General features: G+C 44.8%; 17 protein-coding genes, 8 tRNA genes and 3 rRNA genes. 27 read left to right on the top strand and 1 reads right to left on the bottom strand.

Translation table 11 applies throughout. The annotated features are described in order from the left end of the window. Nucleotides 1-16: 16 nt before the first annotated feature. From MKX34_RS25545 to MKX34_RS25415, 27 genes are all read left to right on the top strand, one after another. On the top strand, nucleotides 17-1,339 hold the full coding sequence (locus MKX34_RS25545) for an SPFH domain-containing protein (protein WP_036685175.1): 1,323 nt from the start codon (nucleotides 17-19) through the stop codon (nucleotides 1,337-1,339). Nucleotides 1,340-1,349: 10 nt separating this feature from the next. Further along, nucleotides 1,350-2,096 carry a hypothetical protein gene (locus MKX34_RS25540; protein ID WP_036685177.1) on the top strand — a complete coding sequence of 249 codons (747 nt, stop codon included), beginning with the start codon at nucleotides 1,350-1,352 and terminating at the stop codon, nucleotides 2,094-2,096. 14 nt (nucleotides 2,097-2,110) lie between these two features. Next, nucleotides 2,111-2,887, top strand: a complete 777-nt coding sequence (locus MKX34_RS25535) for a hypothetical protein (RefSeq protein WP_036685179.1) — start codon at nucleotides 2,111-2,113, stop codon at nucleotides 2,885-2,887. A 66-nt stretch (nucleotides 2,888-2,953) separates the two neighbouring features. Continuing rightward, a complete protein-coding gene (locus MKX34_RS25530) occupies nucleotides 2,954-4,315 on the top strand; it encodes a zinc ribbon domain-containing protein (RefSeq protein ID WP_036685181.1) in 1,362 nt (453 codons plus the stop codon). 158 nt (nucleotides 4,316-4,473) lie between these two features. Then, nucleotides 4,474-4,911, top strand: a complete 438-nt coding sequence (locus MKX34_RS25525) for an ACT domain-containing protein (protein ID WP_036685183.1) — start codon at nucleotides 4,474-4,476, stop codon at nucleotides 4,909-4,911. Between the two features lie 33 nt (nucleotides 4,912-4,944). Further along, nucleotides 4,945-6,231 (top strand): homoserine dehydrogenase, encoded by a 1,287-nt coding sequence (locus MKX34_RS25520; RefSeq protein WP_036685184.1) that lies wholly within the window; start codon nucleotides 4,945-4,947, stop codon nucleotides 6,229-6,231. Between the two features lie 59 nt (nucleotides 6,232-6,290). Further along, nucleotides 6,291-7,268, top strand: a complete 978-nt coding sequence (gene thrB, locus MKX34_RS25515) for a homoserine kinase (RefSeq protein ID WP_036685186.1) — start codon at nucleotides 6,291-6,293, stop codon at nucleotides 7,266-7,268. Further along, the gene (gene pheA, locus MKX34_RS25510; protein WP_076224590.1) at nucleotides 7,265-8,152 is read left to right on the top strand and encodes a prephenate dehydratase; all 888 of its coding nucleotides are present in this window, start codon (nucleotides 7,265-7,267) and stop codon (nucleotides 8,150-8,152) included. Before thrB ends, pheA begins: the two co-directional genes overlap by 4 nt. A gap of 4 nt (nucleotides 8,153-8,156) precedes the next feature. Further along, nucleotides 8,157-9,038: a branched-chain-amino-acid transaminase gene (gene ilvE, locus MKX34_RS25505; RefSeq protein ID WP_036685189.1), complete on the top strand. Its 882-nt coding sequence runs from the start codon at nucleotides 8,157-8,159 to the stop codon at nucleotides 9,036-9,038. A 304-nt stretch (nucleotides 9,039-9,342) separates the two neighbouring features. Next, nucleotides 9,343-11,046, top strand: a complete 1,704-nt coding sequence (locus MKX34_RS25500) for a LysM peptidoglycan-binding domain-containing protein (protein ID WP_076297119.1) — start codon at nucleotides 9,343-9,345, stop codon at nucleotides 11,044-11,046. Between the two features lie 454 nt (nucleotides 11,047-11,500). Continuing rightward, nucleotides 11,501-13,058 (top strand): 16S ribosomal RNA (locus MKX34_RS25495). A 262-nt stretch (nucleotides 13,059-13,320) separates the two neighbouring features. After that, nucleotides 13,321-16,247: ribosomal RNA gene (locus tag MKX34_RS25490) — 23S ribosomal RNA — on the top strand. Nucleotides 16,248-16,393: 146 nt separating this feature from the next. Beyond that, nucleotides 16,394-16,510 (top strand): 5S ribosomal RNA (gene rrf, locus MKX34_RS25485). The 16S, 23S and 5S rRNA genes sit together here, the layout of an rRNA operon. Nucleotides 16,511-16,758: 248 nt before the next feature. Continuing rightward, nucleotides 16,759-17,043, top strand: coding sequence for a hypothetical protein (locus tag MKX34_RS25480; RefSeq protein WP_339203706.1), 285 nt, complete (start codon nucleotides 16,759-16,761; stop codon nucleotides 17,041-17,043). 87 nt (nucleotides 17,044-17,130) lie between these two features. After that, nucleotides 17,131-17,205: transfer RNA gene (locus MKX34_RS25475), tRNA-Glu, on the top strand. A gap of 89 nt (nucleotides 17,206-17,294) precedes the next feature. Continuing rightward, nucleotides 17,295-17,370 (top strand) — tRNA-Val (locus tag MKX34_RS25470). An 89-nt stretch (nucleotides 17,371-17,459) separates the two neighbouring features. Beyond that, nucleotides 17,460-17,536, top strand: a tRNA-Met gene (locus MKX34_RS25465). Nucleotides 17,537-17,561: 25 nt separating this feature from the next. Then, nucleotides 17,562-17,639 (top strand) — tRNA-Asp (locus MKX34_RS25460). Between the two features lie 14 nt (nucleotides 17,640-17,653). After that, nucleotides 17,654-17,726: transfer RNA gene (locus MKX34_RS25455), tRNA-Lys, on the top strand. A 36-nt stretch (nucleotides 17,727-17,762) separates the two neighbouring features. Beyond that, nucleotides 17,763-17,837 (top strand) — tRNA-Gly (locus MKX34_RS25450). 10 nt (nucleotides 17,838-17,847) lie between these two features. Continuing rightward, nucleotides 17,848-17,924, top strand: a tRNA-Arg gene (locus MKX34_RS25445). 19 nt (nucleotides 17,925-17,943) lie between these two features. Continuing rightward, a tRNA-Leu gene (locus tag MKX34_RS25440) sits at nucleotides 17,944-18,025 on the top strand. A gap of 335 nt (nucleotides 18,026-18,360) precedes the next feature. Further along, nucleotides 18,361-20,355, top strand: a complete 1,995-nt coding sequence (locus MKX34_RS25435) for an AraC family transcriptional regulator (protein ID WP_256717658.1) — start codon at nucleotides 18,361-18,363, stop codon at nucleotides 20,353-20,355. Then, nucleotides 20,342-21,391, top strand: a complete 1,050-nt coding sequence (locus MKX34_RS25430) for an iron ABC transporter permease (protein ID WP_081382417.1) — start codon at nucleotides 20,342-20,344, stop codon at nucleotides 21,389-21,391. The genes MKX34_RS25435 and MKX34_RS25430 overlap by 14 nt, the downstream gene beginning before the upstream one ends. Next, nucleotides 21,388-22,395, top strand: coding sequence for an iron ABC transporter permease (locus MKX34_RS25425; RefSeq protein ID WP_076098983.1), 1,008 nt, complete (start codon nucleotides 21,388-21,390; stop codon nucleotides 22,393-22,395). Before MKX34_RS25430 ends, MKX34_RS25425 begins: the two co-directional genes overlap by 4 nt. Before the next feature lie 344 nt (nucleotides 22,396-22,739). After that, complete coding sequence (locus MKX34_RS25420; protein ID WP_036687483.1) at nucleotides 22,740-23,129, top strand: BlaI/MecI/CopY family transcriptional regulator; 390 nt, start codon at nucleotides 22,740-22,742, stop codon at nucleotides 23,127-23,129. A gap of 17 nt (nucleotides 23,130-23,146) precedes the next feature. Further along, nucleotides 23,147-24,949, top strand: a complete 1,803-nt coding sequence (locus tag MKX34_RS25415) for a M56 family metallopeptidase (protein ID WP_339203704.1) — start codon at nucleotides 23,147-23,149, stop codon at nucleotides 24,947-24,949. Between the two features lie 364 nt (nucleotides 24,950-25,313). On the opposite strand, the gene MKX34_RS25410 is transcribed toward MKX34_RS25415, so the two are convergent. After that, the gene (locus MKX34_RS25410; protein WP_076098986.1) at nucleotides 25,314-25,943 is read right to left on the bottom strand and encodes a glycoside hydrolase domain-containing protein; all 630 of its coding nucleotides are present in this window, start codon (nucleotides 25,941-25,943) and stop codon (nucleotides 25,314-25,316) included. Nucleotides 25,944-26,284: the final 341 nt, after the last annotated feature.

The following is a 26,284-nucleotide window of genomic DNA, read 5'->3' as shown; positions in this document are numbered from 1 at the left end:
AAAGAAGGAATAGCAGATGGCAATTATAGAAGTGGTGAAGTATGACGGTCCTCCAGGTATATTTGCATGGAAATATCCTAACCAGGAGCTGGGAACATGGACACAACTAATCGTTAATGAATCCCAGGAAGCGATTCTATTCAAGGGCGGACAAGCGCTTGATTCCTTTACAGCTGGGCGGCACACCCTTAGCACCGCTAATATACCTATTTTATCCAATATCGTTAATCTTCCTTTTGGTGGAAAATCACCATTTACGGCTGAAGTATGGTATGTGAATAAGACGAATTCGATGAATGTCAAATGGGGAACAAGCTCGCCTTTACAGCTTCAGGATCCTAAATACAAAATCATGATTTCTGTTCGCTCTTTTGGGCAGTTTGGTGTAAAAATCGATGATCCGCGAAAATTCTTGCTGAAGCTCGTAGGGACACTCCCGCAGTTTGATCATGAAACGCTTATCAGTTATTTCCGCGGACTGCTGATGTCGAATATAAATGAACTTATTTCTTCTTACCTTGTGCACAAGCAAATCAGCATACTGGAGATTAATGCTTATGTTGCAGAGATCTCCAAACATATTCAGGGCCGACTAGCCTCGGCTTTCTTGGATAATGGCATTGAGCTGAATAATTTCTATATTGATTCGATCAATATTCCAGAGGATGATCCGGCAACGATTCGTTTGAAGGAAGCTTTGGCTAAAAAAGCAGAAATGGATATCATCGGATTCACCTATCAGCAGGAGCGTGGTTTTGACACGATGGAAGAAGCGGCAGGTAATCCCGGCAATCTTGGAGTGGGCATGATGAACACCGGGATGGGGCTTGGACTTGGAATGGGATTTGCTGGACCGGCTATGGATATGGTGAACCGTATGACTAGAGGGATGAATTTGGATTCAGGGACTACAGTTATACGTCAAGAGCAGCGTTCCTGCTCTAAGTGTGGAGTTATGAATCCAGTAGAGGGACGGTTCTGCAGCGGTTGTGGGCAGGCGCTTGGAGGCAACCCGCAAGGTTCTCCGTCTGCGAACAAGATCAAATGTTTTGAATGTGGGCATGAACTAAATGCGGGAGCTAAGTTCTGTCCAGGTTGCGGAAATCCTTATCGTGCTTGCCCATCCTGTAAAGCAGATAATCCTGAGGGAGCGGCTTCTTGTGTCTCCTGTGGAAAAGAAATGCCTAAAGCTTGCGGTAAATGTGGGACTATGGTAGCGCCAGGGGTGAAATTCTGTCCTCATTGTGGAGACAGCATGGTGATTAAATGCAGCGGCTGTGGACATGAGCTGAAAGCTGGACAAAAATTCTGTGCAGAGTGCGGAACAAAAGCAGGCTAAGGAGGACCTAATGAACAAAAGCAGGAGATATATATACATTATTACCGTCATTTATGCGGTAGCTATAGTACTGACAGTGTTCTCGTTTATTGGATTAGGTTTCTCCGACTCACTGTTTCGGTTCATAATTTCTTTATCCGCGGTTCTGCTAGCAGAGAGTGTAATCTATGGCTATTGTATTTTTTGGCTCCGAACTGCAAGTAGCATTCAGCAGACTCCGCCTGTTCTTATCAGCGGTGCAATCATTACGGGAATCTATGCAGCGATCGTATTTGTATCGGCCTTATTATTCGATTGGCTGCTGGAGTTACCCGCCTTGTGGTACGCAGCCGAACAACTGCTGATTCTTGTGTTAGGGGCGATCACTTTGGCCGCGATAGGGCTTTACGGGTGGAATGCCGGGGCAGGGGAACAGCAAGCTAATAAGTCTTTACAAAAGTTTCGGCGGTATCAGAACGAATTAACTGAAATGAGTGAGCTGGCTAGTAGCTGGAAGAATTCCGAATCTGGGCAGCTAGTGAACGTGCTAGATATGTTGGAGGAAAAATTTAAGTACAGTGATCCGATATCAGAACCGTCTTTATATGCTACAGAGGATATTCTGCAGCAGCAGATTTCCTTGTTACATGATCACGTGAAGCTACTGCTGGCGACCCAAGAGCCACATGAGGGCTGGCAGGTAGAAATAAATGAGATGTCAGAGAGCATAAAGTCTACACTTCAGCGGCGTAACCGTGAATTAGCGGCACTTAAATAGGAGGAGTTTACTACATGAACAGTTTGAACCTACAAGAGCCGTCACCGCTCCCGAGAGGAAATGCAGCCGTTCCCCGGCTTAAATACGAACGTACCGGGTTTGATTATGTTATTCTCGCGGCGGCTTATCTGCTGATGCCCGTTGGACTTGTGCTTGCCTTGTTACGTTTGATGACAACGCATTACAAAAATTACCGCAGACCGACTAACCTCAACCTGCTGATGCATGTATTTATTGGTGGGTTTGTTGAACTTTCTATTGCCATGTTTTCTAGTGCGCTCAATGGGGAATTTGGAACTTCTGAATTAGTATCAACGCTTATTTTAATTGCAATCATGTTTTTGACTCCAGCTTTTATACTGGCCAGTGTGACAGCGAAAGCTAAATATACCCTTTCTAAGCTTAACACTTCTTATATAGAGCTGATTCAAAATAAGAATATCCGGCATATTGGCAGTATATCTGAACGAATAGGCCAAAGTGAAAGTGATGTACGAAGAGATGTCCAGTATCTGAAGGATAAAGGACTGCTTGATATTGATATCTCGTTATCCGAAGGGCGCCAGACGCCAGAGTCATCAGCAGCTAATCAAGGTTACCCTGGAAGTACTTCGGGCTTCGAAGGAACGGGGAGAACCCAAGCATCGGGGCAGCAGATACCTGCGCAGCCTCAGTCTCCACCGCAACTGCCTAAGTCTATCCGTTGTCCGGGGTGCGGAGCCCAGAATACTGTGCTCCCAAGCCAATCTAAAAGCTGTGATTACTGTGGAACGAAGATCCCGTACAATTAATGCCGTCAACCAATAGATTAGCTGCATCGCATATAGGATTACATAAATAAGGGGATTAAAGACAAAATGAGTGGATTGGATATACGCAGACAGCCGCCGACATCGGGAAAACCCGTGTACAAGCATGAATATGAGCGGACGGCGTTTGATTATACGACTATTGTGTTTGCGTATGTATTTGCTCCGGTTGGCTTTATATTGGCTGCCATTCGGTTATTATCTACACATTCCAAGAGACAGCGCAAAGCAAGCAATATTAACCTGTTTTATCATGCGTGTATGGGTGCCTTTGTAGAATTGGCGATCTATTTCATTATTAGCAAGCTACTCGGTCAAATCGATTATGTCGCACTCTTGATCAGGCTGGTGATTATCTACGCATTGTTTAGGATTCCCGCCATCAAATTATCCGTTAGAGCCGTAGGATGGAGAGAGGGATTCACCTATCTTTGCAATGACTATATCGCATTGGTTCTTGTGGACGGCATAAGGCATATCGGCAGCCTATCCGATATTCGCGGATTCAGTGAAGAGAACGTCCGCGAGGTTTTGGAATATTTAAAAGATCAGGGAGTACTTTCTCCAGATATTGTTTATTATGAAGGACGTGTAGATAACCCATTTGTAAAATTGCCGCCGAAGCTTATTTATTCTAAACGGGCACAAGCACTGGTGCGTGCGCCTGAGAATAACCTTCGCTATCGTAACAAGCGAGACCGGACAGTGTTTGATCGAATCATCATGGCGATTGCCTATTTGTTTGCTCCGCTTGGGTTTGTACTTGCGATGCTTCGTTTTGTAAGCACTCATTATAAGAATGAGCGGAAATCATTTAACTATAAATTGCTCTATCATGTATGTATGGGAGCTTTTATGGAACTTGCCGTCCTCTTCGCCGTGGGGACCTACAAAGGGGATTTTAAGTGGTTCACTTTATTGATCATTCTGGTGGTCCTCTACTTGATCTTTATAATTCCGGCGGACAGCTTTGCAGGGAGGGCTACCTTCGCAACAGAAAACTTTGATTTTCTGTGCAAGAAGTATCTCATGCTGATCATAGTGGATGATGTTAGACATATCGGTAATTTAGCTGATATCACGAAACAAAGTGAAGATGATGTACGTAGAGACCTACGGTATTTAGTGAGATGGGGGTTACTTGCTTCTGATCTTGTCTATTATGAAGGACGTGTTAAGCTCTTAGATAAACAACCGCCCAATCTTGTGCATCCTGACCGGGCACAGCCCTCCGCGGCATCAGAGAACCAGCCATCATCTGGGCGGCAGTCATTGCCGGAGAATAGGCCTAAACCACCTGTCCAACTGCCCAAATCCATCATTTGTCCGAGTTGCGGTGCTAAGAGTAGAGTACTTCCAGGGCAGGATAAAATCTGTGACTATTGCGGGACGACGATTCCATACAGTTAGTGTACATACGATTGCCAACTGCCCCCGGGAATCCGGGGGTTTTATTGCGTCTAACTCCCCGACCTCAGAGTATCCAGATAAAGTTATTGCAATTTACAGGCTTTTTCCGATATAATGTCCACTAAGAAAACACAAAAGTCTTTGAGGTGAGGACGTTCGTGAAAGAACGCTATTATTTGGTCCGGGAGGACATATTACCTGATGCTGTACTTAAGACTATGCAGGTTAAACAATTGCTTGAGGCCGGGGATGCGAAGACCGTAAATGAAGGTGTAGAGCAGGTGGGATTAAGCCGAAGCGCTTTTTATAAATACAAGGATGGAATTCATTTGATCCATCAGCTCGAACGGGAGCGGATCGTTACGATTTCCATGGATTTGGAGCACGAATCTGGAATGCTTTCCAAGGTACTAGGCTCTGTAGCGGGACATGGGGCTAATGTGTTGACGATTCACCAGAGTATTCCGCTGCAAGGGCGGGCAAATGTGGTGATCTCCGTAGAAATTTCACACTTAAATGAGGAACTCGGGGAGATGCTGGATAGTCTGAAAGAGATTCCAGGAGTGAAGCGAGCTTTAATCGTTGGACAGGGATAGGAACTATATTCGTAAACTTTTAGGAGGAGACAGATGAAGCCGGTTAAAGTGGGGTTGCTGGGCCTGGGAACAGTAGGCACAGGTGTAGTTCGTATCGTGGAAGGGAATCAAGAGGATTTAAGCAGCCAGGTAGGCTCTTCAATTGTCATTGAACGTATAGCTGTGAATAATTCTAATAAACCACGCGAAATCGAGGTTGATCCTGCTAAAATAACGACAGATCCATGGGATGTGATTCGTGATCCTGAAATTGATGTCATCGTTGAAGTTATGGGTGGAATCGCGGGAACCAAAGAATATATTCTTGAAGCTTTGGAACGCGGTAAACATGTCGTAACTGCGAACAAGGATTTGATGGCGCTGCACGGATCAGAGATTCTTGCTAAGGCGCAGGAGAAGCAATGTGATGTCTTTTATGAGGCTAGCGTTGCAGGAGGCATTCCGATTATCCGCACACTTATCGAGGGCTTTTCCTCGGATAAGATTATGAAAATTATAGGTATCGTGAATGGAACGACTAATTACATACTAACCAAAATGAGCCAAGAAGGCGCATCCTATAATGATGTGTTAAAAGAAGCGCAGGATCTGGGATACGCAGAGTCTGATCCAACCTCGGATGTGGAAGGACTGGATGCAGCCCGCAAAATGGCGATTCTCGGAACCTTAGGTTTCCGTACTAACGTGGAGCTGCATGATGTAAGTGTGAGTGGGATTTCTCAGGTGAGTAAGGCGGATATCGCCTTTGCGAAACGTCTCGGATATGAAATTAAGCTGTTAGGCATCGCTGAACGTCAGGATGAAGAATTCAGCATCAGTGTTCAGCCAACCTTGATTCGGGCTAGTCATCCCTTGGCTTCCGTCAATGGCGTGTTCAACGCAGTTTACGTATACGGGGAAGCAGTGGGAGAGACTATGTTCTACGGTGCGGGTGCGGGCGCTATGCCAACTGCAACCTCAGTGGTAGCTGATTTGGTAGCTGTCATTAAGAACCTTAAACTAGGTGTTAATGGATTGAAGCAAAAAGTACCTTACAAGCAGAAAAAGCTTAAGAGTGATGAAGCTATCTTTTATAAAAACTTTTTACTTCTGCATGTTGATGATAAAGCAGGGGTATTGGCTAAGATTACTCAAGTGTTTGCCGAATATGATGTAAGTTTGGATTCAGTAGTTCAGCAAGCCAATCCCAATAATCCTGATGCGGAGATCATTATTGTCACTCATAACGCTAGTAAAGCAAGCATGAACAAAGTGCTGCGCCATTTCGAGGAGCTGAAAGTCATCCGCCGGATCAAGAGCCATTATCGAGTGGAAGGTTAACCACGTCACTGAACTAATACTTTCATATTTCAAAACATAGTAAGGAGATTGTACCTGTTATGAGTATTTACGGAAGAGCTAGGGTTAAAGTGCCTGCTAGTACTGCCAATCTTGGTCCGGGCTTCGATACTCTAGGTATGGCTTTGCCGCTATATGCCTGGATTGAGATGGAGGAAGCAGAGGAGACTGTTTTTCATCTATATGGTGATGAGATGAATGGAGTGGCTCAGGATAAGAGCAATTTACTCTATAAGGTCGCTCAAATGGTATTTGCAGAGGCAGGCGTTACGGTGCCTGAATTATCGATATCGATGTACTCGGAGATTCCCCTTACGCGCGGACTCGGCAGCAGTGCCTCAGCTATTATTGGCGGCATGGCTGCGGCGAACACAATGATTGGCTCTCCGCTGGATAATGGCAAGCTATTTGATATGGCTACCCAGCTTGAGAAACATCCCGATAATGTGGGTGCCTCCTTGTTTGGCGGCATTATTACTGCTGTGTGGGATGGTGAACATGCGGATTATGTTCGGCTAGAACCACCACAAAATCTTGAGGTGCTGGTGGTTATTCCTGAATTCGAACTGGAAACCACAAAAGCGCGGGGATTGCTTCCAACAGAAATCTCAGTTAGTGATGCTGTGTACAACATCAGCAGAACCTCTCTATTGACGGCTTCGCTGGCATCAGGTCGGCTTGATCTGCTTAGCAGAGCGATGCAGGATCGCCTGCATCAGCCGTATCGTGCACCGCTTATACCGGGCATGGAGAAGCTGCTTGCAGAAGCTCCTGAACACGGTGCTTTAGGGATCGCACTTAGCGGTGCTGGACCGACTCTGCTATGTTTAGTGGATCGCCAAGAGACCCGCAAGAGTGAGCTTGAGGCCTTCTTGAAGAATACGATGCAGGAACATGGCATTTCCGCTCGGACCTGCTGGTTAACACCTTGTGCTTCTGGAGTGACTACAGAGCTGCTCGAAATAAACGAGATGCAAAACGTATCATTTTTGGATATGATAAAAGGAGTACGGTCATGAAATCAATAGCGGTATTGCCGCAGGGCTCGGTATCCCACGAAGCGCTGCTGCATTTGTTTAACGGTGAACCTGTAAAGCTTGTGCATCACAAGTTAATTTCCGATGTATTTCTCTCTACGGCGGGTGGAACCACCGATTACAGCGTGATTCCGATTGAAAATACCATTGAAGGCTCAGTTAGTCTTCACATCGATTGGCTCATCAATGAAGTGGATCTGCCAATGCAGACGGAATGGATTTTTCCATCGATACAGAATCTTATCGGTAACCCAAGGGAATTCACAGATACAGACGGCAACAAGGATTTCACCAAGATGGTAAAAATCCTTTCGCATCCCGTAGCAATGGCACAATGCATGCAATTTGTTCGTAAGCATGCCCCTTGGGCTGAACTGGAGTCGGTCGGAAGCACCTCTGAAGCTGTGGAAATCGTCAAAAACAATCCCGGCAAGGGCTGGGCTGCTATCGGTACCGCTCTTGGCGCCGCTACGCATGGGCTGGAGATTGTAGATCGGCAAATTACAGATCACAACAACAACTACACACGGTTTGTCCTGGTCGGCCCACAGAAGATAAATCTTCCGCGGAGCAGCACCGGAGTAAAGACGAGTGTTCTAGTAACGCTGCCAGAGGATTTTCCAGGTGCCTTGCATCAGGTGCTTGCTGCTTTTTCCTGGCGGAAACTGAATTTATCGCGGATTGAATCACGACCAACGAAGAAGAAGCTGGGTACTTATTATTTTTATATTGATGTGCTGGAACCGATAGAATCTGTTCTGCTGCCAGGGGCTATTGAAGAAATTAGTGCTTTAGGCTGTCAGGTAAGGATTCTGGGCTCGTATCCCACATACACCTATGAGGAAGAGAAAGCGGAGGTGCAGTAAATTCATGGCTGAGCAATGGATCTATTTGGATGGACAACACGTAACGAAGGAAAATGCAAAGGTATCCGTTTTTGATCACGGTTTTTTGTATGGAGACGGTATTTTTGAAGGTATCCGTATCTATAACGGCAATATTTTTAAATGTAAAGAGCATTTGGACAGACTGTATGATTCGGCAAAATCGATCATGCTGGACATTCCGCTAACGTATGATGAGATGCTGGAAGCTATGGCTGAAACGATTCGTCTTAACGACATGCGTAACGGCTATATTCGACTGATCGTCTCCCGGGGACCAGGGAACTTAGGTCTTGATCCGCGCCGTTGTCCAAAAGCTAGTGTAATTATTATCGTTGAACAACTGGCTATTTACCCAGAACAAGCGTATTTGAACGGACTTCGTGCAGTTTCTGTATCCCAGCGCCGTAATATTCCGGATGCACTCAATCCAAAGATCAAATCGCTTAATTACCTAAACAATATCCTAGTAAAAATCCAATCCAACTTGGCAGAAGCCGACGAAGCAATCATGATGAACGCTCAAGGTTATGTTACTGAGGGATCGGGCGATAACATTTTCATCATCAAAAATGGTGTAGTTTTCACTCCTCCATGTTACTTGGGAGCCCTTGAAGGAATTACCCGTCTGGCGATCATTGAGCTCTGCGAGAAATTAGGTATTAAACTGAAAGAAGAACCGTTCACAATGCATGATGTTTATATAGCGGACGAGGTGTTCTTCACTGGCACAGCTGCTGAGGTTATTGCTGCACGTGAAATTGACGGCCGGATCATTGGTGAGGGACAAGCGGGTCCAATCACTTTGAAGCTGCTCGAAGAGTTCCGTAATGTGGTTGATAAAGATGGCTATAAGGTTTGGGAATAAAGACTAATCATACAACGTAAATAGCATTGAATACGCATCAGAAGTCCTTTTATGCATACATGCAGAAGAAAACGGGAGTCTCCGGTTAATCTTTTCATGGATCATGAAAGGATTTTTTTTATTTCGGGGATGTCATTCGCCCATGGGCTGCATAAGATGTAGTAACGAAGGAGGCGGCTGTACCGCATATAACTTTGTAAGAGAGCAATGTTCCATGAAAAGGGTGTTTGCTTTCGAAGTCAGTTTTGCTGTGTAGCTGTAAAGAAAGCAATACTCCACAAAACTTTTAGGAGGTTAATGCTACGTGAAAATACACATTGTCAAACAAGGCGATAGTTTGTATGCATTATCGCAAAAGTACGGAGTGCCGTTACAAAAACTTATTGAAGCTAACCCGCAGATCAGTAATCCGAACGTATTAGCGATTGGAGACAAAGTAAAAATACCTACGGCCCCAGTATCCGTACCGGAGAACAGTGAAGTTTACTACAAGCACACCGTTAAACAAGGAGATACCTTGTGGAAATTATCTAAAGCCTGGGGAATTCCTTTAAAGGATATGGTTGAGGCCAATCCCCAATTAAAGAATCCAAATGTACTTATGCTAGGGGAAGTAGTTAATATTCCTAAAAAAGTATCCAATACCTCACCCACACAGCCCGGGTATACACCTTCTAACGCCTCAGAGAAAACACAAGTGGGTGGCAAGGAATATACAGGTCCCAAAGAACAGCCTGCTGCTGAAGTAGTGCCTGCACCTAAACCGGAAACTAAACCAGAGACCAAACCAGAGACCAAACCAGAAATAAAGCCAGAAGCTAAACCAGCACCTAAACCAGCACCTAAACCAGTGACAAATATCTCACCTGAATCTAATTCTGCACCACACCCATCGCTAAACATCGCCCCTATTAATACACAAAATATTGCACCAAATCCTGCGCCTAATATGCAAATGGAAGTTGCTCCAGTGCAAGAAATTGAAATGCAGAGTTTATTTGTTCAGATTACGGTTCCAAATCAAGAACCGGTTGCTCAACAAGAAGCACCTAAAGCTGAGAAGAAAGCAGACAATGATTGCTCATGGGATAATTCCAACGGATACCCGGGCTTGGGAGGAAATCCTTATCTCTATGATTCATATCAAAATAGCCCTAATATGAACATGAACTGGGCACCAAGTTATGTTCAGCCAATGGCTTATGCACCAGAATGTATTTCCCCATGTTATTTTTCGGGCAATATGTATTCTAATATGAGCCCAGAACAGTGGAATCCCAATCCCGCGCCTAATATAAGCCCGGAACAGTGGAATCCCAATGCCGCGCCTAACATAAGCCCAGAGCAATGGAATCCAAATGCAGCGCCTAACATAAGCCCAGAACAATGGAGTCCCAATGCTGCCCCTCCAGGACAGTGGAATCCGATGGAGGCTAATGTTGCTGGCATGAACGTAGGCGGGGATTTCTCCCCGTATGCTGTTCCTCAATATGGAGGACAGACGCCGAATCTTCCTTGGCCAACTTGTGGGTGCGGAGGCGTGCATATTCAACCAGTGCAAACTTATTCATATGACATGCCTGTATACAACACCTATCCTGAATATGGGAATCCAAACGCTTTTTCTGCATATGGAGCAGGAATGCCTAATCAGGGAATGGTTCCTACTTCTACGCTTGGAGCATTTGGCGGACAGGATAACTCTAATATTCCATCCAATCCGCAGTATCCAGGGATAGGTAATTATTCGCAGCATAATCGGGTGCCGGAAATTCAAGAACCTGAAGCGTTCGTGCAGGAATCTCCTGAAGCGGCTAGAACAGAGACTGATGAGTCAACTTCTAACGCTTCTCTCAAGAATAAGGGGAGTGTAGTAAAGGAAACAGCAACAGGCAAAAAAGCAAAGACCTCAGGTCAACCTAGCAGCAAGAAAAGCAAAGCTGCTACGAAATCTCAAGGTTCAGCAGCGAGTACTAAAAAACGTAGAAATCCTTGGATTTCAAACTAATAAATTTATAAAACAAGCCGCTGTCCGGACTCACGTGTAGATTCTGTATCCTTAGAATCTACACGTTTTTTATAGGTAGATAGGGATAAAAGATGTTAAATTAAGTGGGGCAAAAGCACTTATTTATAAAATATAAATTTTTAAGTATTGTTTTTATATAGGGATATATGGTACATTATAAATCCAGTCGCAAAGAGGAACTATAAAGCTTTCGGTTGGTGAATGTTAATCTGAATTAGATTGCAAAAAAACTTTGAAAAAAAGAGTTGCAATAAATCAGAAAGCATGATATATTATAAGAGTTGCTGCTGAGACATTAAACGGCGCCAACGAGAACTTGATCTTTGAAAACTGAACAACGAGTGAGTAGGAAATCACGTAAGTGATATCCAAAATTAGAGAATTAATTTTCTCGTCAGATGTTTCAAAATGAGCATATCGCTCTTTTCAATACTAATTGGAGAGTTTGATCCTGGCTCAGGACGAACGCTGGCGGCGTGCCTAATACATGCAAGTCGAGCGGAGTTATTTTGAAAGCTTGCTTTCAAAATAACTTAGCGGCGGACGGGTGAGTAACACGTAGGCAACCTGCCCTTCAGACTGGGATAACTACCGGAAACGGTAGCTAATACCGGATAATTTCTTTTTTCTCCTGAGAGAAGAATGAAAGACGGAGCAATCTGTCACTGAGGGATGGGCCTGCGGCGCATTAGCTAGTTGGTGGGGTAACGGCCCACCAAGGCGACGATGCGTAGCCGACCTGAGAGGGTGAACGGCCACACTGGGACTGAGACACGGCCCAGACTCCTACGGGAGGCAGCAGTAGGGAATCTTCCGCAATGGGCGAAAGCCTGACGGAGCAACGCCGCGTGAGTGATGAAGGTTTTCGGATCGTAAAGCTCTGTTGCCAGGGAAGAACGTCCGGTAGAGTAACTGCTACCGGAGTGACGGTACCTGAGAAGAAAGCCCCGGCTAACTACGTGCCAGCAGCCGCGGTAATACGTAGGGGGCAAGCGTTGTCCGGAATTATTGGGCGTAAAGCGCGCGCAGGCGGCTATTTAAGTCTGGTGTTTAAACCTTGGGCTCAACCTGAGGTCGCACTGGAAACTGGGTGGCTTGAGTACAGAAGAGGAAAGTGGAATTCCACGTGTAGCGGTGAAATGCGTAGATATGTGGAGGAACACCAGTGGCGAAGGCGACTTTCTGGGCTGTAACTGACGCTGAGGCGCGAAAGCGTGGGGAGCAAACAGGATTAGATACCCTGGTAGTCCACGCCGTAAACGATGAGTGCTAGGTGTTAGGGGTTTCGATACCCTTGGTGCCGAAGTTAACACAGTAAGCACTCCGCCTGGGGAGTACGGTCGCAAGACTGAAACTCAAAGGAATTGACGGGGACCCGCACAAGCAGTGGAGTATGTGGTTTAATTCGAAGCAACGCGAAGAACCTTACCAGGTCTTGACATCCCTCTGAATCTGCTAGAGATAGCAGCGGCCTTCGGGACAGAGGAGACAGGTGGTGCATGGTTGTCGTCAGCTCGTGTCGTGAGATGTTGGGTTAAGTCCCGCAACGAGCGCAACCCTTAACTTTAGTTGCCAGCAGGTAATGCTGGGCACTCTAGAGTGACTGCCGGTGACAAACCGGAGGAAGGTGGGGATGACGTCAAATCATCATGCCCCTTATGACCTGGGCTACACACGTACTACAATGGCCGGTACAACGGGAAGCGAAGCCGCGAGGTGGAGCCAATCCCATCAAAGCCGGTCTCAGTTCGGATTGCAGGCTGCAACTCGCCTGCATGAAGTCGGAATTGCTAGTAATCGCGGATCAGCATGCCGCGGTGAATACGTTCCCGGGTCTTGTACACACCGCCCGTCACACCACGAGAGTTTACAACACCCGAAGTCGGTGGGGTAACCCGCAAGGGAGCCAGCCGCCGAAGGTGGGGTAGATGATTGGGGTGAAGTCGTAACAAGGTAGCCGTATCGGAAGGTGCGGCTGGATCACCTCCTTTCTATGGAGAATCGTCTTCTGCAATGAAGACATTCAAATCGGAAGCTAAGCTTCCAAACTCAGGTTTAGGCCTGTTACTCACTCGTTGCTCAGTTTTGAGAGTTTAAGCTCTCAAGTAAGACTTGATCCTTGAAAACTGGATACCGAAACGAATTTGCGTTTTAGAACATCTTTTAGCAACTTGTGTAAACAAGTAAATGTTATTAGTGAGATGATTCCAAAAGAGAATGTCATCGTATGATATTTTCCTGCGGAAGAATCAAGGTTAAGCTAATAAGAGCACACGGAGGATGCCTAGGCGCCAGGAGCCGACGAAGGACGTGGCGAACAACGAAACTGCCTCGGGGAGCTGTAAGCAAGCTTTGATCCGGGGGTGTCCGAATGGGGAAACCCAGCTGTGGTAATTCGCAGTTACTCATACCTGAATACATAGGGTGTGTAGAGGCAGACCAGGGGAACTGAAACATCTAAGTACCCTGAGGAAGAGAAAACAATAGTGATTCCGTCAGTAGCGGCGAGCGAACGCGGAACAGCCTAAACCAAGGGGCTTGCCTCTTGGGGTTGTGGGACGTCTCACATGGAGTTACAAAGGAATATGGTAGGTGAAGAGGTCTGGAAAGGCCCGCGATAGAGGTAAAAGCCCTGTAACCTAAACTGTGTTCTCTCCGAGACGGATCCCGAGTAGTGCGGGGCACGTGAAACCCCGTATGAATCCAGCAGGACCATCTGCTAAGGCTAAATACTACCTGGCGACCGATAGTGAAACAGTACCGTGAGGGAAAGGTGAAAAGCACCCCGGAAGGGGAGTGAAATAGAACCTGAAACCGTGTGCTTACAAAAAGTCAGAGCCCGATCTATGGGTGATGGCGTGCCTTTTGTAGAATGAACCGGCGAGTTACGTTTAACATGCAAGGTTAAGCCGAGAAGGTGGAGCCGCAGCGAAAGCGAGTCTGAATAGGGCGATTGAGTATGTGGACGTAGACCCGAAACCGTGTGATCTACCCCTGTCCAGGGTGAAGGTGCGGTAACACGCACTGGAGGCCCGAACCCACGTACGTTGAAAAGTGCGGGGATGAGGTGGGGGTAGCGGAGAAATTCCAATCGAACTCGGAGATAGCTGGTTCTCCCCGAAATAGCTTTAGGGCTAGCCTCGGTATAAGAGTAGTGGAGGTAGAGCACTGATTGGGTGCGGGGTCCGCAAGGATTACCAAGCTCAGTCAAACTCCGAATGCCATATACTTATTGCCGGGAGTCAGACAGTGAGTGCTAAGATCCATTGTCAAAAGGGAAACAGCCCAGACCATCAGCTAAGGTCCCCAAGTGTGTGTTAAGTGGGAAAGGATGTGGAGTTGCACAGACAACCAGGATGTTGGCTTAGAAGCAGCCACCATTGAAAGAGTGCGTAATAGCTCACTGGTCGAGTGACTCTGCGCCGAAAATGTAACGGGGCTAAACACACCACCGAAGCTATGGCTAGATACGTATGTATCTGGGGTAGGGGAGCGTTGTGTAGGGGTTGAAGGTGTACTGAAAAGAGCGCTGGACACTACACAAGTGAGAATGCCGGTATGAGTAACGAAAAGATCAGTGAGAATCTGATCCGCCGAAAGCCCAAGGTTTCCTGAGGAAGGCTCGTCCGCTCAGGGTAAGTCGGGACCTAAGGCGAGGCCGAAAGGCGTAGTCGAAGGACAACAGTTTGAAATTACTGTACCACCGTAATCCGCTATGAGCGATGGGGTGACGCAGGAGGGTAGTGACGCGGACTGATGGATGTCCGTCTAAGCAGTGAGGCTGATGTGTAGGCAAATCCGCACATCGATAAGGCTGGGCTGTGATGGGGAGCGAAAATTGTAGTAGCGAAGGTCATGATCTCACACTGCCAAGAAAAGCCTCTAGCCAGGAGAAGGTGCCCGTACCGCAAACCGACACAGGTAGGCGAGAAGAGAATTCTAAGGCGCGCGGAAGAACTCTCGTTAAGGAACTCGGCAAAATGACCCCGTAACTTCGGGAGAAGGGGTGCCCCGGTAGTGTGAATAGCACGAGGGGGCCGCAGTGAAAAGGCCCAAGCGACTGTTTAGCAAAAACACAGGTCTGTGCGAAGCCGCAAGGCGAAGTATACGGGCTGACGCCTGCCCGGTGCTGGAAGGTTAAGGGGAGTGGTTAGGGGTAACCCGAAGCTATGAACCGAAGCCCCAGTAAACGGCGGCCGTAACTATAACGGTCCTAAGGTAGCGAAATTCCTTGTCAGGTAAATTCTGACCCGCACGAATGGCGTAACGACTTGGGCGCTGTCTCAACGAGAGATCCGGTGAAATTTTAATACCTGTGAAGATGCAGGTTACCCGCGACAAGACGGAAAGACCCCATGGAGCTTTACTGCAGCTTGATATTGAATTTGGGTACGATCTGTACAGGATAGGTGGGAGCCGTAGAAATCGGAGCGCAAGCTTCGGTGGAGGCGCCGTTGGGATACCACCCTGATCGTATCTAGGTTCTAACCTAGTACCCTAATCGGGTACGGGGACCGTGTCAGGCGGGCAGTTTGACTGGGGCGGTCGCCTCCTAAAGAGTAACGGAGGCGTTCCAAGGTTCCCTCAGAATGGTTGGAAATCATTCGCAGAGTGCAAAGGCATAAGGGAGCTTGACTGCGAGACCTACAAGTCGAGCAGGGACGAAAGTCGGACTTAGTGATCCGGTGGTACCGCATGGAAGGGCCATCGCTCAACGGATAAAAGCTACCCTGGGGATAACAGGCTTATCTCCCCCAAGAGTCCACATCGACGGGGAGGTTTGGCACCTCGATGTCGGCTCATCGCATCCTGGGGCTGAAGTAGGTCCCAAGGGTTGGGCTGTTCGCCCATTAAAGCGGTACGCGAGCTGGGTTCAGAACGTCGTGAGACAGTTCGGTCCCTATCTGTCGTGGGCGCAGGAAATTTGAGAGGAGCTGTCCTTAGTACGAGAGGACCGGGATGGACGTACCGCTGGTGCACCAGTTGTTCCGCCAGGAGCATGGCTGGGTAGCTACGTACGGACGGGATAAGCGCTGAAAGCATCTAAGCGTGAAGCCCCCCTCAAGATGAGATTTCCCAATTAGTAAGACCCCTTGAAGACGACGAGGTAGATAGGTTGGAGGTGGAAGTGCAGCAATGCATGGAGCTGACCAATACTAATCGGTCGAGGGCTTATCCTATACTTAGAATGCAAATTCGTTTCGGATTCAGTTTTCAGGAATCAAGCTCAGATTTATATAGTCCAAGTGACTGTTTGATAATGAATTTGTTTTCAGCATTTGGCGATGCTGAGACCTGAATAATGCATTTGTACCGCAAATGCCCGTTTGGTGGCGATAGCGGAGGGGTTCCACACGTACCCATCCCGAACACGACCGTTAAGCCCTCCAGCGCCGATGGTACTTGGACCGAAGGGTCCTGGGAGAGTAGGACGTTGCCAAGCACGCAAGACCACTGTTGAGTTATCGACAGTGGTCTTTTTGTTGTATGATATTTATCCGCTTATTATAAGGATAGGCAATCATTGTGAGTGATTTCTTCGAATGAAAATTAGTTCACGGAGGCAAATGATCATGATATATGGATCAATGGTGCTTTTGGTTCAGGGAAGACACAAACCGCATATGAAATGTATCGAAGAAAAACATAGCTAGCGAATATGATGGAATAATTATCGTGCCTATGACCCTAATGAATTCGGATTATTGCAGGGAAATCATCGGCAAGTTAATGGATGGAGGTATAGAGCTTTATCATTTTAGTTTGTGTGCCTCCCGAGAGACCTTGCTTAAGAGATTAAGCGTTAGAGGTGAAGGAAAAGACTCTTGGGCTGCTCAGCAGATCGACAGGTGCATCACAGGGCTTGATCACGAGGTGTTTAAGCAGCATCTAGACACGAATGATAGAACTACGGGTGGAATTGTTGAGATAATAGCTCAAAAGCTTCATATCAATCTATTACCTAGTGAAGAGTAGAAAGAAGAATAATTAGTTTAGGTATTGCTATACTTAATAATACATGATATAATCTTTTTTGTTGTCAAAACAATTTATTTTTAAAACGGCCCGTTGGTCAAGGGGTTAAGACACCTCCCTTTCACGGAGGTAACATGGGTTCGAATCCCATACGGGTCACCATTTCTTCTTGAAACGGCATTAGACTTCTAGAAAAAATGGTTGCATTACAGATTTGATTATGTTATGATAATTAAGTTGCTTCTTTACATGGAGGCTTAGCTCAGCTGGGAGAGCATCTGCCTTACAAGCAGAGGGTCGGGGGTTCGATCCCCTCAGCCTCCACCATAACATATCCCCAAAAGTGAAGTTAATGCTTCACTGAGGATTCCGGATACTTTCCGGGGAATCAAAGGAAAGTAATACTTTTTTACTGACGCGGGGTGGAGCAGCCCGGTAGCTCGTCGGGCTCATAACCCGAAGGTCGCAGGTTCAAATCCTGCCCCCGCAACCAATTTTCATTAAGCAATTATTCTTCTGGAACCGTGGTGTAGTTGGCCTAACATGCCTGCCTGTCACGCAGGAGACCGCGGGTTCGAATCCCGTCGGTTCCGCCATTTTCTTGCTTTATGAGCCATTAGCTCAGTTGGTAGAGCACCTGACTTTTAATCAGGGTGTCGAAGGTTCGAGTCCTTCATGGCTCACTTCTTTAGTGAGTCGGACATCAATACATACCGTGTGCGGACGTGGCTCAGCGGTAGAGCATCGCCTTGCCAAGGCGAGGGTCGCGGGTTCGATTCCCGTCGTCCGCTCCATATAAATTTTGCGCCCTTAGCTCAGCTGGATAGAGCGTTTGACTACGAATCAAAAGGCCGGGAGTTCGAATCTCTCAGGGCGCGCCATATTTTAACTTAATACTTTGCCGGTGTGGCGGAATGGCAGACGCGCTCGACTCAAAATCGAGAGGGAAACCGTGGAGGTTCGAGTCCTCTCACCGGTACCAACTAAATCAACTCAAAGTTCATTAGATACTATATCTGATGAACTTTTTTGTTTGTTTTTTTACAATTCCGTTCATGCCTGTGCCGGAAAACTTTTGATACATCCTTCAGTTGTGAATAAGAAATTGGACTTAGTTGTACCGAGAATGATTAATGTAAGAGGATATGTGAATGAGATAGAGGCATTCCTGAGGAAGCTCCACTTCGAAGCTATAAGCAAGCATGATACTAAACAGCGATTGACAAAATAGAGGAACTACCTAATACTAATTGATAATCATTATCATTGTTGTGGAATATAATTAATTCAAATAGATTGTGGAGCAGATCGGAGTGTATGGCAAAGATGAAGCTGGAAGATCATATTTTCGCATGGAATTATGCTGCTGTTAAAGTACTTGATATTCGACATGCTGTGATGGAGCCTGGGGACAATCTGCAAGGCTATATATTACCAGCATGCGGATTTATCTACTGTGTGCGGGGTACGGCCAGCTTGAATCTCAACGGCATAGATTACGACGCAGACCGTCACTTTATTGTGCATGGTGGCAAGGGCATGAGACTAAGTATAGAGACAGGGAAGTTGTTTGAATACTATTTATTATTCTATAGAGCCTCCTTGCCAGGAAGAAAGGATTTAGCAAGACTTTTAGAACGCAGCAATCCATTTCGGATGCAGTATAGCTTCGAGTCTTTGGAGCCATTACCACTGCACTATCAACTAATGGCAATGGAACAACTTTGGGCACAAGGAAGCCAATTGGAAAGAATTCAAGTTAAAGGCTTGTTCTATCAGTTTATACATGAATTATTAAAGCAGTTCACAAAGGATGGAATTAACCTCAGGCAACCGGATGTCATTGGGCAGGTTGTCCGTTATATTGAGGAGCATTATCGTCATAATTTATCACTAGAATCTATAGCGGAGCAATTTAATTACAGCCCTCGTCATTTATCAACCCGCTTTAAAGGGGAGACGGGGTTTAGCTTGATTGAATATTTGATACGATTCCGGCTTAAACATGCAGAAGAGCTATTACGATGTACCGATGCTCCACTTCGCGATATTGCAGAAGAAGTTGGATATAGCGATGTATATTACTTCAGTCGTATGTTCAGTAAATACAATGGTCAATCTCCCATCCGGTTCCGCAAGGAAAGCAGGCAGGTGAGTTCATCGGACAATCGTCCATTTACCACCGCCAAATTCTCCATTGGCGAGCACATATCCTCCCGATATAATGTTATTGAGTATGATAATCATTATCATTACTATTACCAAAATGAAATAACCGGAGGGTCTTCACCTATGAGATTAACAAAGACGTCAAGTTTTATTGTAGCGATGCTGCTTAGCTTTACCTTGCTTTTAAGTGCATGTGGATCTGCAAGCGTTGGTTCTAATGCCACAAATTCTAATGGATCCAAAGCTTCTGAAGTTACATCATCACCAGCAAATAATTCAATTGCAGCTGACAATGTCAATAAGGAGGCTCAGACAAGAACTATCTCTACAATAAAGGGAGATATTGTTGTTCCAGCTAATCCAAAGAGGGTTGTCGTGTTATACCTTCAAGGGGATCTTGTGGCCCTCGGCATTAAGCCAGTAGGTACTTCGAGTGTTTTTGAAGGAGCGGCCTTTGCAGAAGAGCTGGGGGGGATTGAAGATCTAGGTTCATGGTATGAGCCTAATCCAGAGGCTATTATGGCAGTAAAGCCGGACTTGATCATAGCTGCTTCTGAAGAAACTTACGAAATCCTTAAGGATATTGCACCGACCGTTCCAATTCCCTATGAAAAAATGGCGACGGATGAACGTGTAATGAAGATTGGCGAGGTATTTGGCAAGGAGCAGGAGGCACAAGCTCTATTAGATAATTTCCACGAGAAGTTGGAGAAGAGCAAGCAGCAGCTTGATGAACTTGGAATTTTGGATAAGACAGTAACCATTATCGAAGGCGGAAAAAAAGAGATGGCGGTGATCGATAGCAAGCTTTATGGAAGGGGCTCTCAGATCATTTATGAATATTTAGGGCTAAAAGCACCAGAGATTCTTCAGAAAAAGATTGATGGCAGAGAGAAGGCTACTGGAGGGTTTGTTTCCTTAGAGGTGTTACCAGAGTATATAGGAGACTTCGTGTTCCGCTCTGTATGGGATGGTGCTGATGATTTGTCGGACAATCCAATTTGGAACAGCATTCCAGCAATTAAAGAAGGTAGATTGATCGAAATTGGGTTTGATTTTTCATATTATTCCGATATCTACTCTCTTGATAAGCAACTAGATTTTGTAGTAGAGAAGCTAGTGTCAGCGTATGAAAAAAAATAGAAGGCTAGATGATAGAACAACCGTTATCCCTGATTTAAGAGGGAAATCGTATTTCGGTCTGTTTCTACTCCTAGGGATACTGCTGCTGCTGCTTTCAGTAGCAGCTTCTATCTCATTTGGCTCTGCTTCCATGAGCCTGAAGATGGCATGGACAGCGATTTTTAATTTTGATCCTGAACTGACCGAGCATCAGATTATTCATGCCCTTCGTATTCCGCGTACAGCAGCTGATATTATTGCGGGGATGTGTCTCGCGGTAGCAGGAGCGGTTATGCAGGGCTATACGCGAAATCCCTTAGCAGATTCCGGATTAATGGGAGTGAATGCAGGAGCAGCTCTTGCAATGGCCGTTACACTGGTTTTTCTTCCAGGGCAACTGCAGACAACAACCCTGCTGGTTAGCTTTATTGGCGCAGGACTTGGAGCAGGATTAACGTATCTTGCCGCTTCATTGAATCGTTCAGGAATGACACCTCAACGACTGGTGCTAGCTGGAATATCAATTACAATGCTATTTGGAGCTGTGGGGTCATTTATCTCATTAAACTATGGAATTGGTCGTGCCCTTGCTTATTGGACTTCGGGTAGTGTGGCTGGAGCAACATGGGTGGAAATTAGGCTAGTTATACCTTGGTTCTTAGGTGGACTGGCTTTGTCACTATTCATTGCACGCTCTATCACTATTTTAAACTTGGGGGAAGAGATCGCGAAAGGCTTCGGGCAACGGATCGTTCTCGTTAAGATGATAGCTACGCTTGCGGTCCTTTTACTAGCGGGTGTAGCTGTTGCACTTGTAGGGCCAATCGGCTTTGTAGGGTTAATTATTCCGCATATTATGCGTTTTTTTGTAGGTGTAGATTATCGTTATATTATTCCGGCATCAGCCATTTACGGCGGCGCACTTATGGTTGTAGCGGATATCGCTGGAAGGCTGATTAATCGTCCGGCAGAGACAGCACTGGGCATTATTTTTGCAATGATTGGTGTTCCTTTCTTCTTGCTAATTGCGAGCAAAGAGAGGAGAGCCTTCAAATGAATGTTGTTAAATCGCATAAGGCTACAATATGGATTCTATCTCTTTTAATACTGCTTATTGCAGGAGCTATTCTTAGTCTTAATATGGGAAAGGTGTCCCTCAATCCACTTGAAGTATTTCAAGTATTGCTTGGACAAGGTCCAGAGGAGCATAATCTCGTTGTTTATAAGTTTCGTCTTCCTCGGATCGTATTAGCGATACTTGTTGGATTTGGGATGGCACTGGCAGGTGCAGTTATGCAGGCTTTGCTGCGCAATGATCTGGCTGATCCCGGCATGCTTGGTATTAGCTCAGGTTCAGGTCTTATGGTGTTGCTGATTATCTCAACGGTAAGCATTCAAGGCGCCGCTATAACATTATTACTGCCGTCTATGGCATTCTTAGGCGGTCTGCTGGCAGCAGCTCTGATCTATGTTCTAGCCTATAGAAAACGTCGTATGATTTCTTCTACACGACTTGTCTTGACTGGTGTTGCAATCAATATGGGGTTTAGTGCGCTGTCGCTATTCCTGACTTTAAAGCTTGATGACCAGAAGTATGAGTTTGCGCAGCGTTGGCAAGCAGGATATTTATGGGGGGACAAGTGGTCTTATATCAGCTTGTTGGCACCTTGGGTATTGCTGCTATTCGCATATATTCTTTCTAATTTCAGGACATTGAACGTCTTGGTGCTAGGCAACGAAATTTCGATAGGATTAGGAGTCGCTGTAAAGAAGAAATTTTTGCGCTTGGCAATTGCGGCTGTAGGCATAGCTTCTGGCTGTGTAGCGCTCGGGGGCTCGATCTTCTTTATTGGATTGATTAGTCCGCATGTGGCTCGCAAGCTGGTAGGTCACGACTACAAAGTTCTTCTACCTACTTCAGCGCTTATTGGTGCGCTATTGCTGCTTGTAGCGGATACGATTGCTCGAACGGTCAGCTTTAAGTCAGATATTCCCGCAGGAATTATTGTAACAATGCTGAGTGTGCCTTACTTCCTATATCTATTGATGCGTTCAAAATAAATATCGATAGGTTCCATTCCTCTCACCGGTATACTAAAAAGGTCTATAAAATTGCTTAATAAGCGATTTTATAGACCTTTTTCATTTTCAGAGCTTATTGAATTTCTAATAGGAGCATTAGGTTTTCCTCTACTACTACTTCTGAATTACCCTATTTCCAAAGTTCTAGTGTATACCGTTAGCTTCGCATTCGATGATTTAGCATTGATACTATAAAGTGCAAACCTTTTCCTACTTTTCAACGTCTCTAATTTATAGAAACAAAAGAAAAGATGACTTGCATTTTATTTATACAGTTGTATAATAGAAGCAGTTATACAACTGTATAATATGGAGGTTGATTCATGATTAATGAAATTAAGAAGCTACCTGATGCAGAGTTAGAAATTATGCTTGTCATTTGGAAAACTGGGAATCCAGTGAGTTCTTCCTACATATCGAATCAATTACGTAATAAACGAAATTGGGCTTTGGCTACTTTAATGACGGTACTTTCGCGACTCGTTGATAAAGGATTTCTGTATTGTGAAAAGGAGGGACGGAGCAATAGTTATCGTGCAGCCATCTCAGAAACGGATTATAAGGAATGTGAAGGGAAATCTACTCTTGAAAAACTATTCGGTAATTCTATTCAAGATATGGTGATGTCGCTGTACAATGGCAAGGCTATCGATAAAAATGATCTTGCAGAACTGCGTGAAATGCTTGACCGGGTAGAAAGAGAGGATTCCTGATAATGACCAGCCTTTTTTTGGATTTTTTAATAATTTCAGTAACGACAAGTCTAATGATTTTCATTTTAATGTTCTTGTCTCCATGGTTAAGCAAAAACTATTCGGCAAAATGGAAATATTGGATATGGATGATTTTGACTATACGCTTGCTACTTCCATTTAACATTTCGTTTGCCAATAATGTCGTACGGATTCCGCTTCCTGATAGCTCAAAGATAAGTACAGTGTTTCAAGACATTCCCTCCAACAGCATACAAATTGATGTGTCAGGGATTTCTCATCCTGTTCAGCAGGCCGCATCGTTAAATCATATACCATCTCTTATGGACATCTTAACTTGGCTCTGGTTTTCCGGGTTCGTACTTTTTTTGCTTTATCATTTTACCAGTTACTACTTTTTCAGAAAACAGTCTCTTCGTTGGAGTAATTCTCTTTTAAGTGACCAGATGGTATTGAAAATAAACCAAGTTTATAAAGAAATGAAAATAAAATTATCCATCACCGTTTTAATTAGTGAAAAGGTTCCAAATCCAATGTTAGTTGGTTTTTACAAGCCGATTCTCTTCTTGCCGCATGATCAATATAACGATGAAGAGCTTGAATTTATCTTCAAGCATGAGTTAGTTCATTATAAGAGACATGACATTATATATAAGATACTCCTCTTAATTGTACATGCAATTCATTGGTTTAATCCTTTCGTGTGGTTCATGGTACGCCAAGCAGGACGTGAAATTGAAATTTACTGTGATGAGACGGTAGTGGGTACACGAAGCTTATCTTACCGTAAAAAATATTGTGAGGCTATCTTATCTGTCATACAGAATTCGGATCCCCGCTTTTTGGCTTTATCAACTAACTTTTCAGGAGGGGGAATTTCTATGAAAGAGCGATTTATATCTATTCTTAATACGAAGAAAAAACGAAACGGCATCACTCTATTTTATACCGTCCTGCTTTTGATCGGGGTAATCAGCGTGTTGGCGTCGTGCACTAATATAAAAGGCACCGAATTCATCAAACCCGGCACGATCTATTCCATTGGCTTTGATGGGGAGCAAGTTGTTGTTAATGATGCTGGCAATTCGTACTCCATAGATGCAGAGGGGAATGTTTCTGTTTCATATCGGAATGGAGATGTTAAAGCAAATGTGCCATTAAAATTGGATACGACCGGAGGGGTTCTGGGAATGGGGCAAGAGAACACCGGTTATTTTATATCCGAGGATAAAACAGCTATTGTTTATGGTTTTGCAGATGGAAAATCATTGCCGCTGCATGTTTTAATCAGTAATGATAAGGGACAGACATGGAATGACTATCCTATTCCTGGAGCAATGGGATATGAAACAAAATTTATCGGTTTCACGAATAAAAATGATGGTTGGCTGGTCAGTGGTGCTTCACAAGGAGTTGGGAGTGCGCTGAATTATGTATATCAAACCTCTGACGGAGGTAAGACGTGGAAAGAGATAGGCAATCCAAATGATATTTATTCGGAACATTTGACCGGCGTGGGATTTTCTAGTTCGGATATCGGGTTTTTAGGGTACAGATATTATATGGATGAGGGTCCTGTAATTTATTGGACCAAAGATCAGGGGCAAACTTGGGAAAGGCTTGCTGTATCGCTTCCAGAAAAGTTTGATAAATATAAAAAAAATCCCCTTTCTCCTATCTTTAATAGAAAGGAAGGACTGTTCCCTATCTCGTTAATTGATCAAGATACCGGTGTGGCAGGAACTATATATCTTACCAGTAAAGATGAAGGAATCACTTGGGTTTATGATGAAGCTTATGATAAGCTTCTAAATCCTTAAAAAAAGCGGCCATTGGAATGGCCGCTTTTTGATTGTCCAATGGGATCTCAGATAATGGAAAAATAGATACGATGAATACTAATTCCCGAACTAAAGTCAAAAAGGCTTCTATCCTAAAGTATGCCTAAGGATAGAAGCCTATGAGAGAAATATTCGAAAAGAGTATTAGCGAATTGTAAGGGATCCAATTTTGCAACGTTCATTGATTAAAAAATAACATGAATCCAATGAATTAATATGTTGTATTACAGATGCAACTTCTTATAGGATATTATAGGGTATCAAGCGGTACATGCAGCAGTGAGAAAATTCGGAGGCTAAAGGATCCCTTCTATTTGTTTCTCAATTTGAATAAAATAGGTTACTATTTCCAACCCCCTCCTCCATGAGAAGATGACTCTACGTAATCAATCTTAATCTGACCGTTGCCTGAGCCAAGCGTGGTGTTAAAATTATATTGACGTAAGTTCCAATCATTGAAAGTCCCTGCCCAGCTATTATCGACGATAAAAGTATAACGTGTCGTAGCTGAGAAGGAGCCGCGGATGTAGGCACAAACAGCTCTTGAACCGTAGATTCCCACTTTATAACCGTTAGGATTTTGAGTGCTGCTGTTTAGAACTGACATTATCCCTTGGAAATAAGGCACAACATTTCCAGTAATTTGAGTAGTGGTCATATCGCGATCCACGGCGAAATAAATCGGAGTGGCATTCGTTTGTCCGAAGTCATTTGCCAATTCCACAGCATCTTTCGCATCACTAACACCCTGTGCATTCGTAAAGTAACTGACAGTTGTTCCACCTTTGTTTTCATAAAGGGATACTATGAACAGCCCAGCATTAGAAATTCGTGTAATCTCAGCATCTGTAAGTCCGTCATGAGAACCTTCTACACGGTTCAGGTATCGTCCAACAAATGTAAAGTTATTATTTTGAAGTGTCATCAATCTTGCTGAAGTAACGTTTGTTGCAGTATCACAACCCAGTACCAATGTGGTTTCCTTCTTTCAAATTATTAGATAGATTTCTTTAAACTGCATTCATAAGACCTCTATGAGAAAGATTGGCGCCAACCTAAAATAGTATATGAGAAATAGTTCACAAGTTCTTGGGGGAATAAATTAGTAGATATAAAAGAGGCAATTGACTTTAGTTGGATATGAGGTACAACCGTGCTAGATTCATTGTTTGAGGAGTAACTAGCATATTTATAAATCTAATTTAGAAAAAGAAGAACAGATCTGCATTTTTATTGAGATTTTTATTAAATTTCGCTTAAGTTTGTTAGGGGAGAGTTGGTTTTCTCCTAGTGCATTTCGTTCTCTTTCTAATG

Origin of the sequence: Paenibacillus sp. FSL R5-0636 (genome assembly GCF_037974255.1) — a bacterium.
Taxonomy (GTDB): domain Bacteria; phylum Bacillota; class Bacilli; order Paenibacillales; family Paenibacillaceae; genus Paenibacillus_AQ; species Paenibacillus_AQ odorifer.
This window is presented reverse-complemented; position numbering and strand designations above follow the sequence as displayed.

Excerpts from the sequence above, each read along its gene's own strand:
- MKX34_RS25545 (WP_036685175.1), top strand. The coding sequence starts at position 17 with ATGGCAATTATAGAAGTGGTGAAGTATGACGGTCCTCCAGGTATATTT.
- MKX34_RS25540 (WP_036685177.1), top strand. The coding sequence starts at position 1,350 with ATGAACAAAAGCAGGAGATATATATACATTATTACCGTCATTTATGCG.
- ilvE (WP_036685189.1), top strand. The coding sequence starts at position 8,157 with ATGGCTGAGCAATGGATCTATTTGGATGGACAACACGTAACGAAGGAA.
- MKX34_RS25530 (WP_036685181.1), top strand. The coding sequence starts at position 2,954 with ATGAGTGGATTGGATATACGCAGACAGCCGCCGACATCGGGAAAACCC.
- MKX34_RS25425 (WP_076098983.1), top strand. The coding sequence starts at position 21,388 with ATGAATGTTGTTAAATCGCATAAGGCTACAATATGGATTCTATCTCTT.
- thrB (WP_036685186.1), top strand. The coding sequence starts at position 6,291 with ATGAGTATTTACGGAAGAGCTAGGGTTAAAGTGCCTGCTAGTACTGCC.
- MKX34_RS25430 (WP_081382417.1), top strand. The coding sequence starts at position 20,342 with ATGAAAAAAAATAGAAGGCTAGATGATAGAACAACCGTTATCCCTGAT.
- MKX34_RS25435 (WP_256717658.1), top strand. The coding sequence starts at position 18,361 with ATGGCAAAGATGAAGCTGGAAGATCATATTTTCGCATGGAATTATGCT.
- MKX34_RS25535 (WP_036685179.1), top strand. The coding sequence starts at position 2,111 with ATGAACAGTTTGAACCTACAAGAGCCGTCACCGCTCCCGAGAGGAAAT.
- pheA (WP_076224590.1), top strand. The coding sequence starts at position 7,265 with ATGAAATCAATAGCGGTATTGCCGCAGGGCTCGGTATCCCACGAAGCG.
- MKX34_RS25520 (WP_036685184.1), top strand. The coding sequence starts at position 4,945 with ATGAAGCCGGTTAAAGTGGGGTTGCTGGGCCTGGGAACAGTAGGCACA.
- MKX34_RS25420 (WP_036687483.1), top strand. The coding sequence starts at position 22,740 with ATGATTAATGAAATTAAGAAGCTACCTGATGCAGAGTTAGAAATTATG.
- MKX34_RS25480 (WP_339203706.1), top strand. The coding sequence starts at position 16,759 with ATGAATTCGGATTATTGCAGGGAAATCATCGGCAAGTTAATGGATGGA.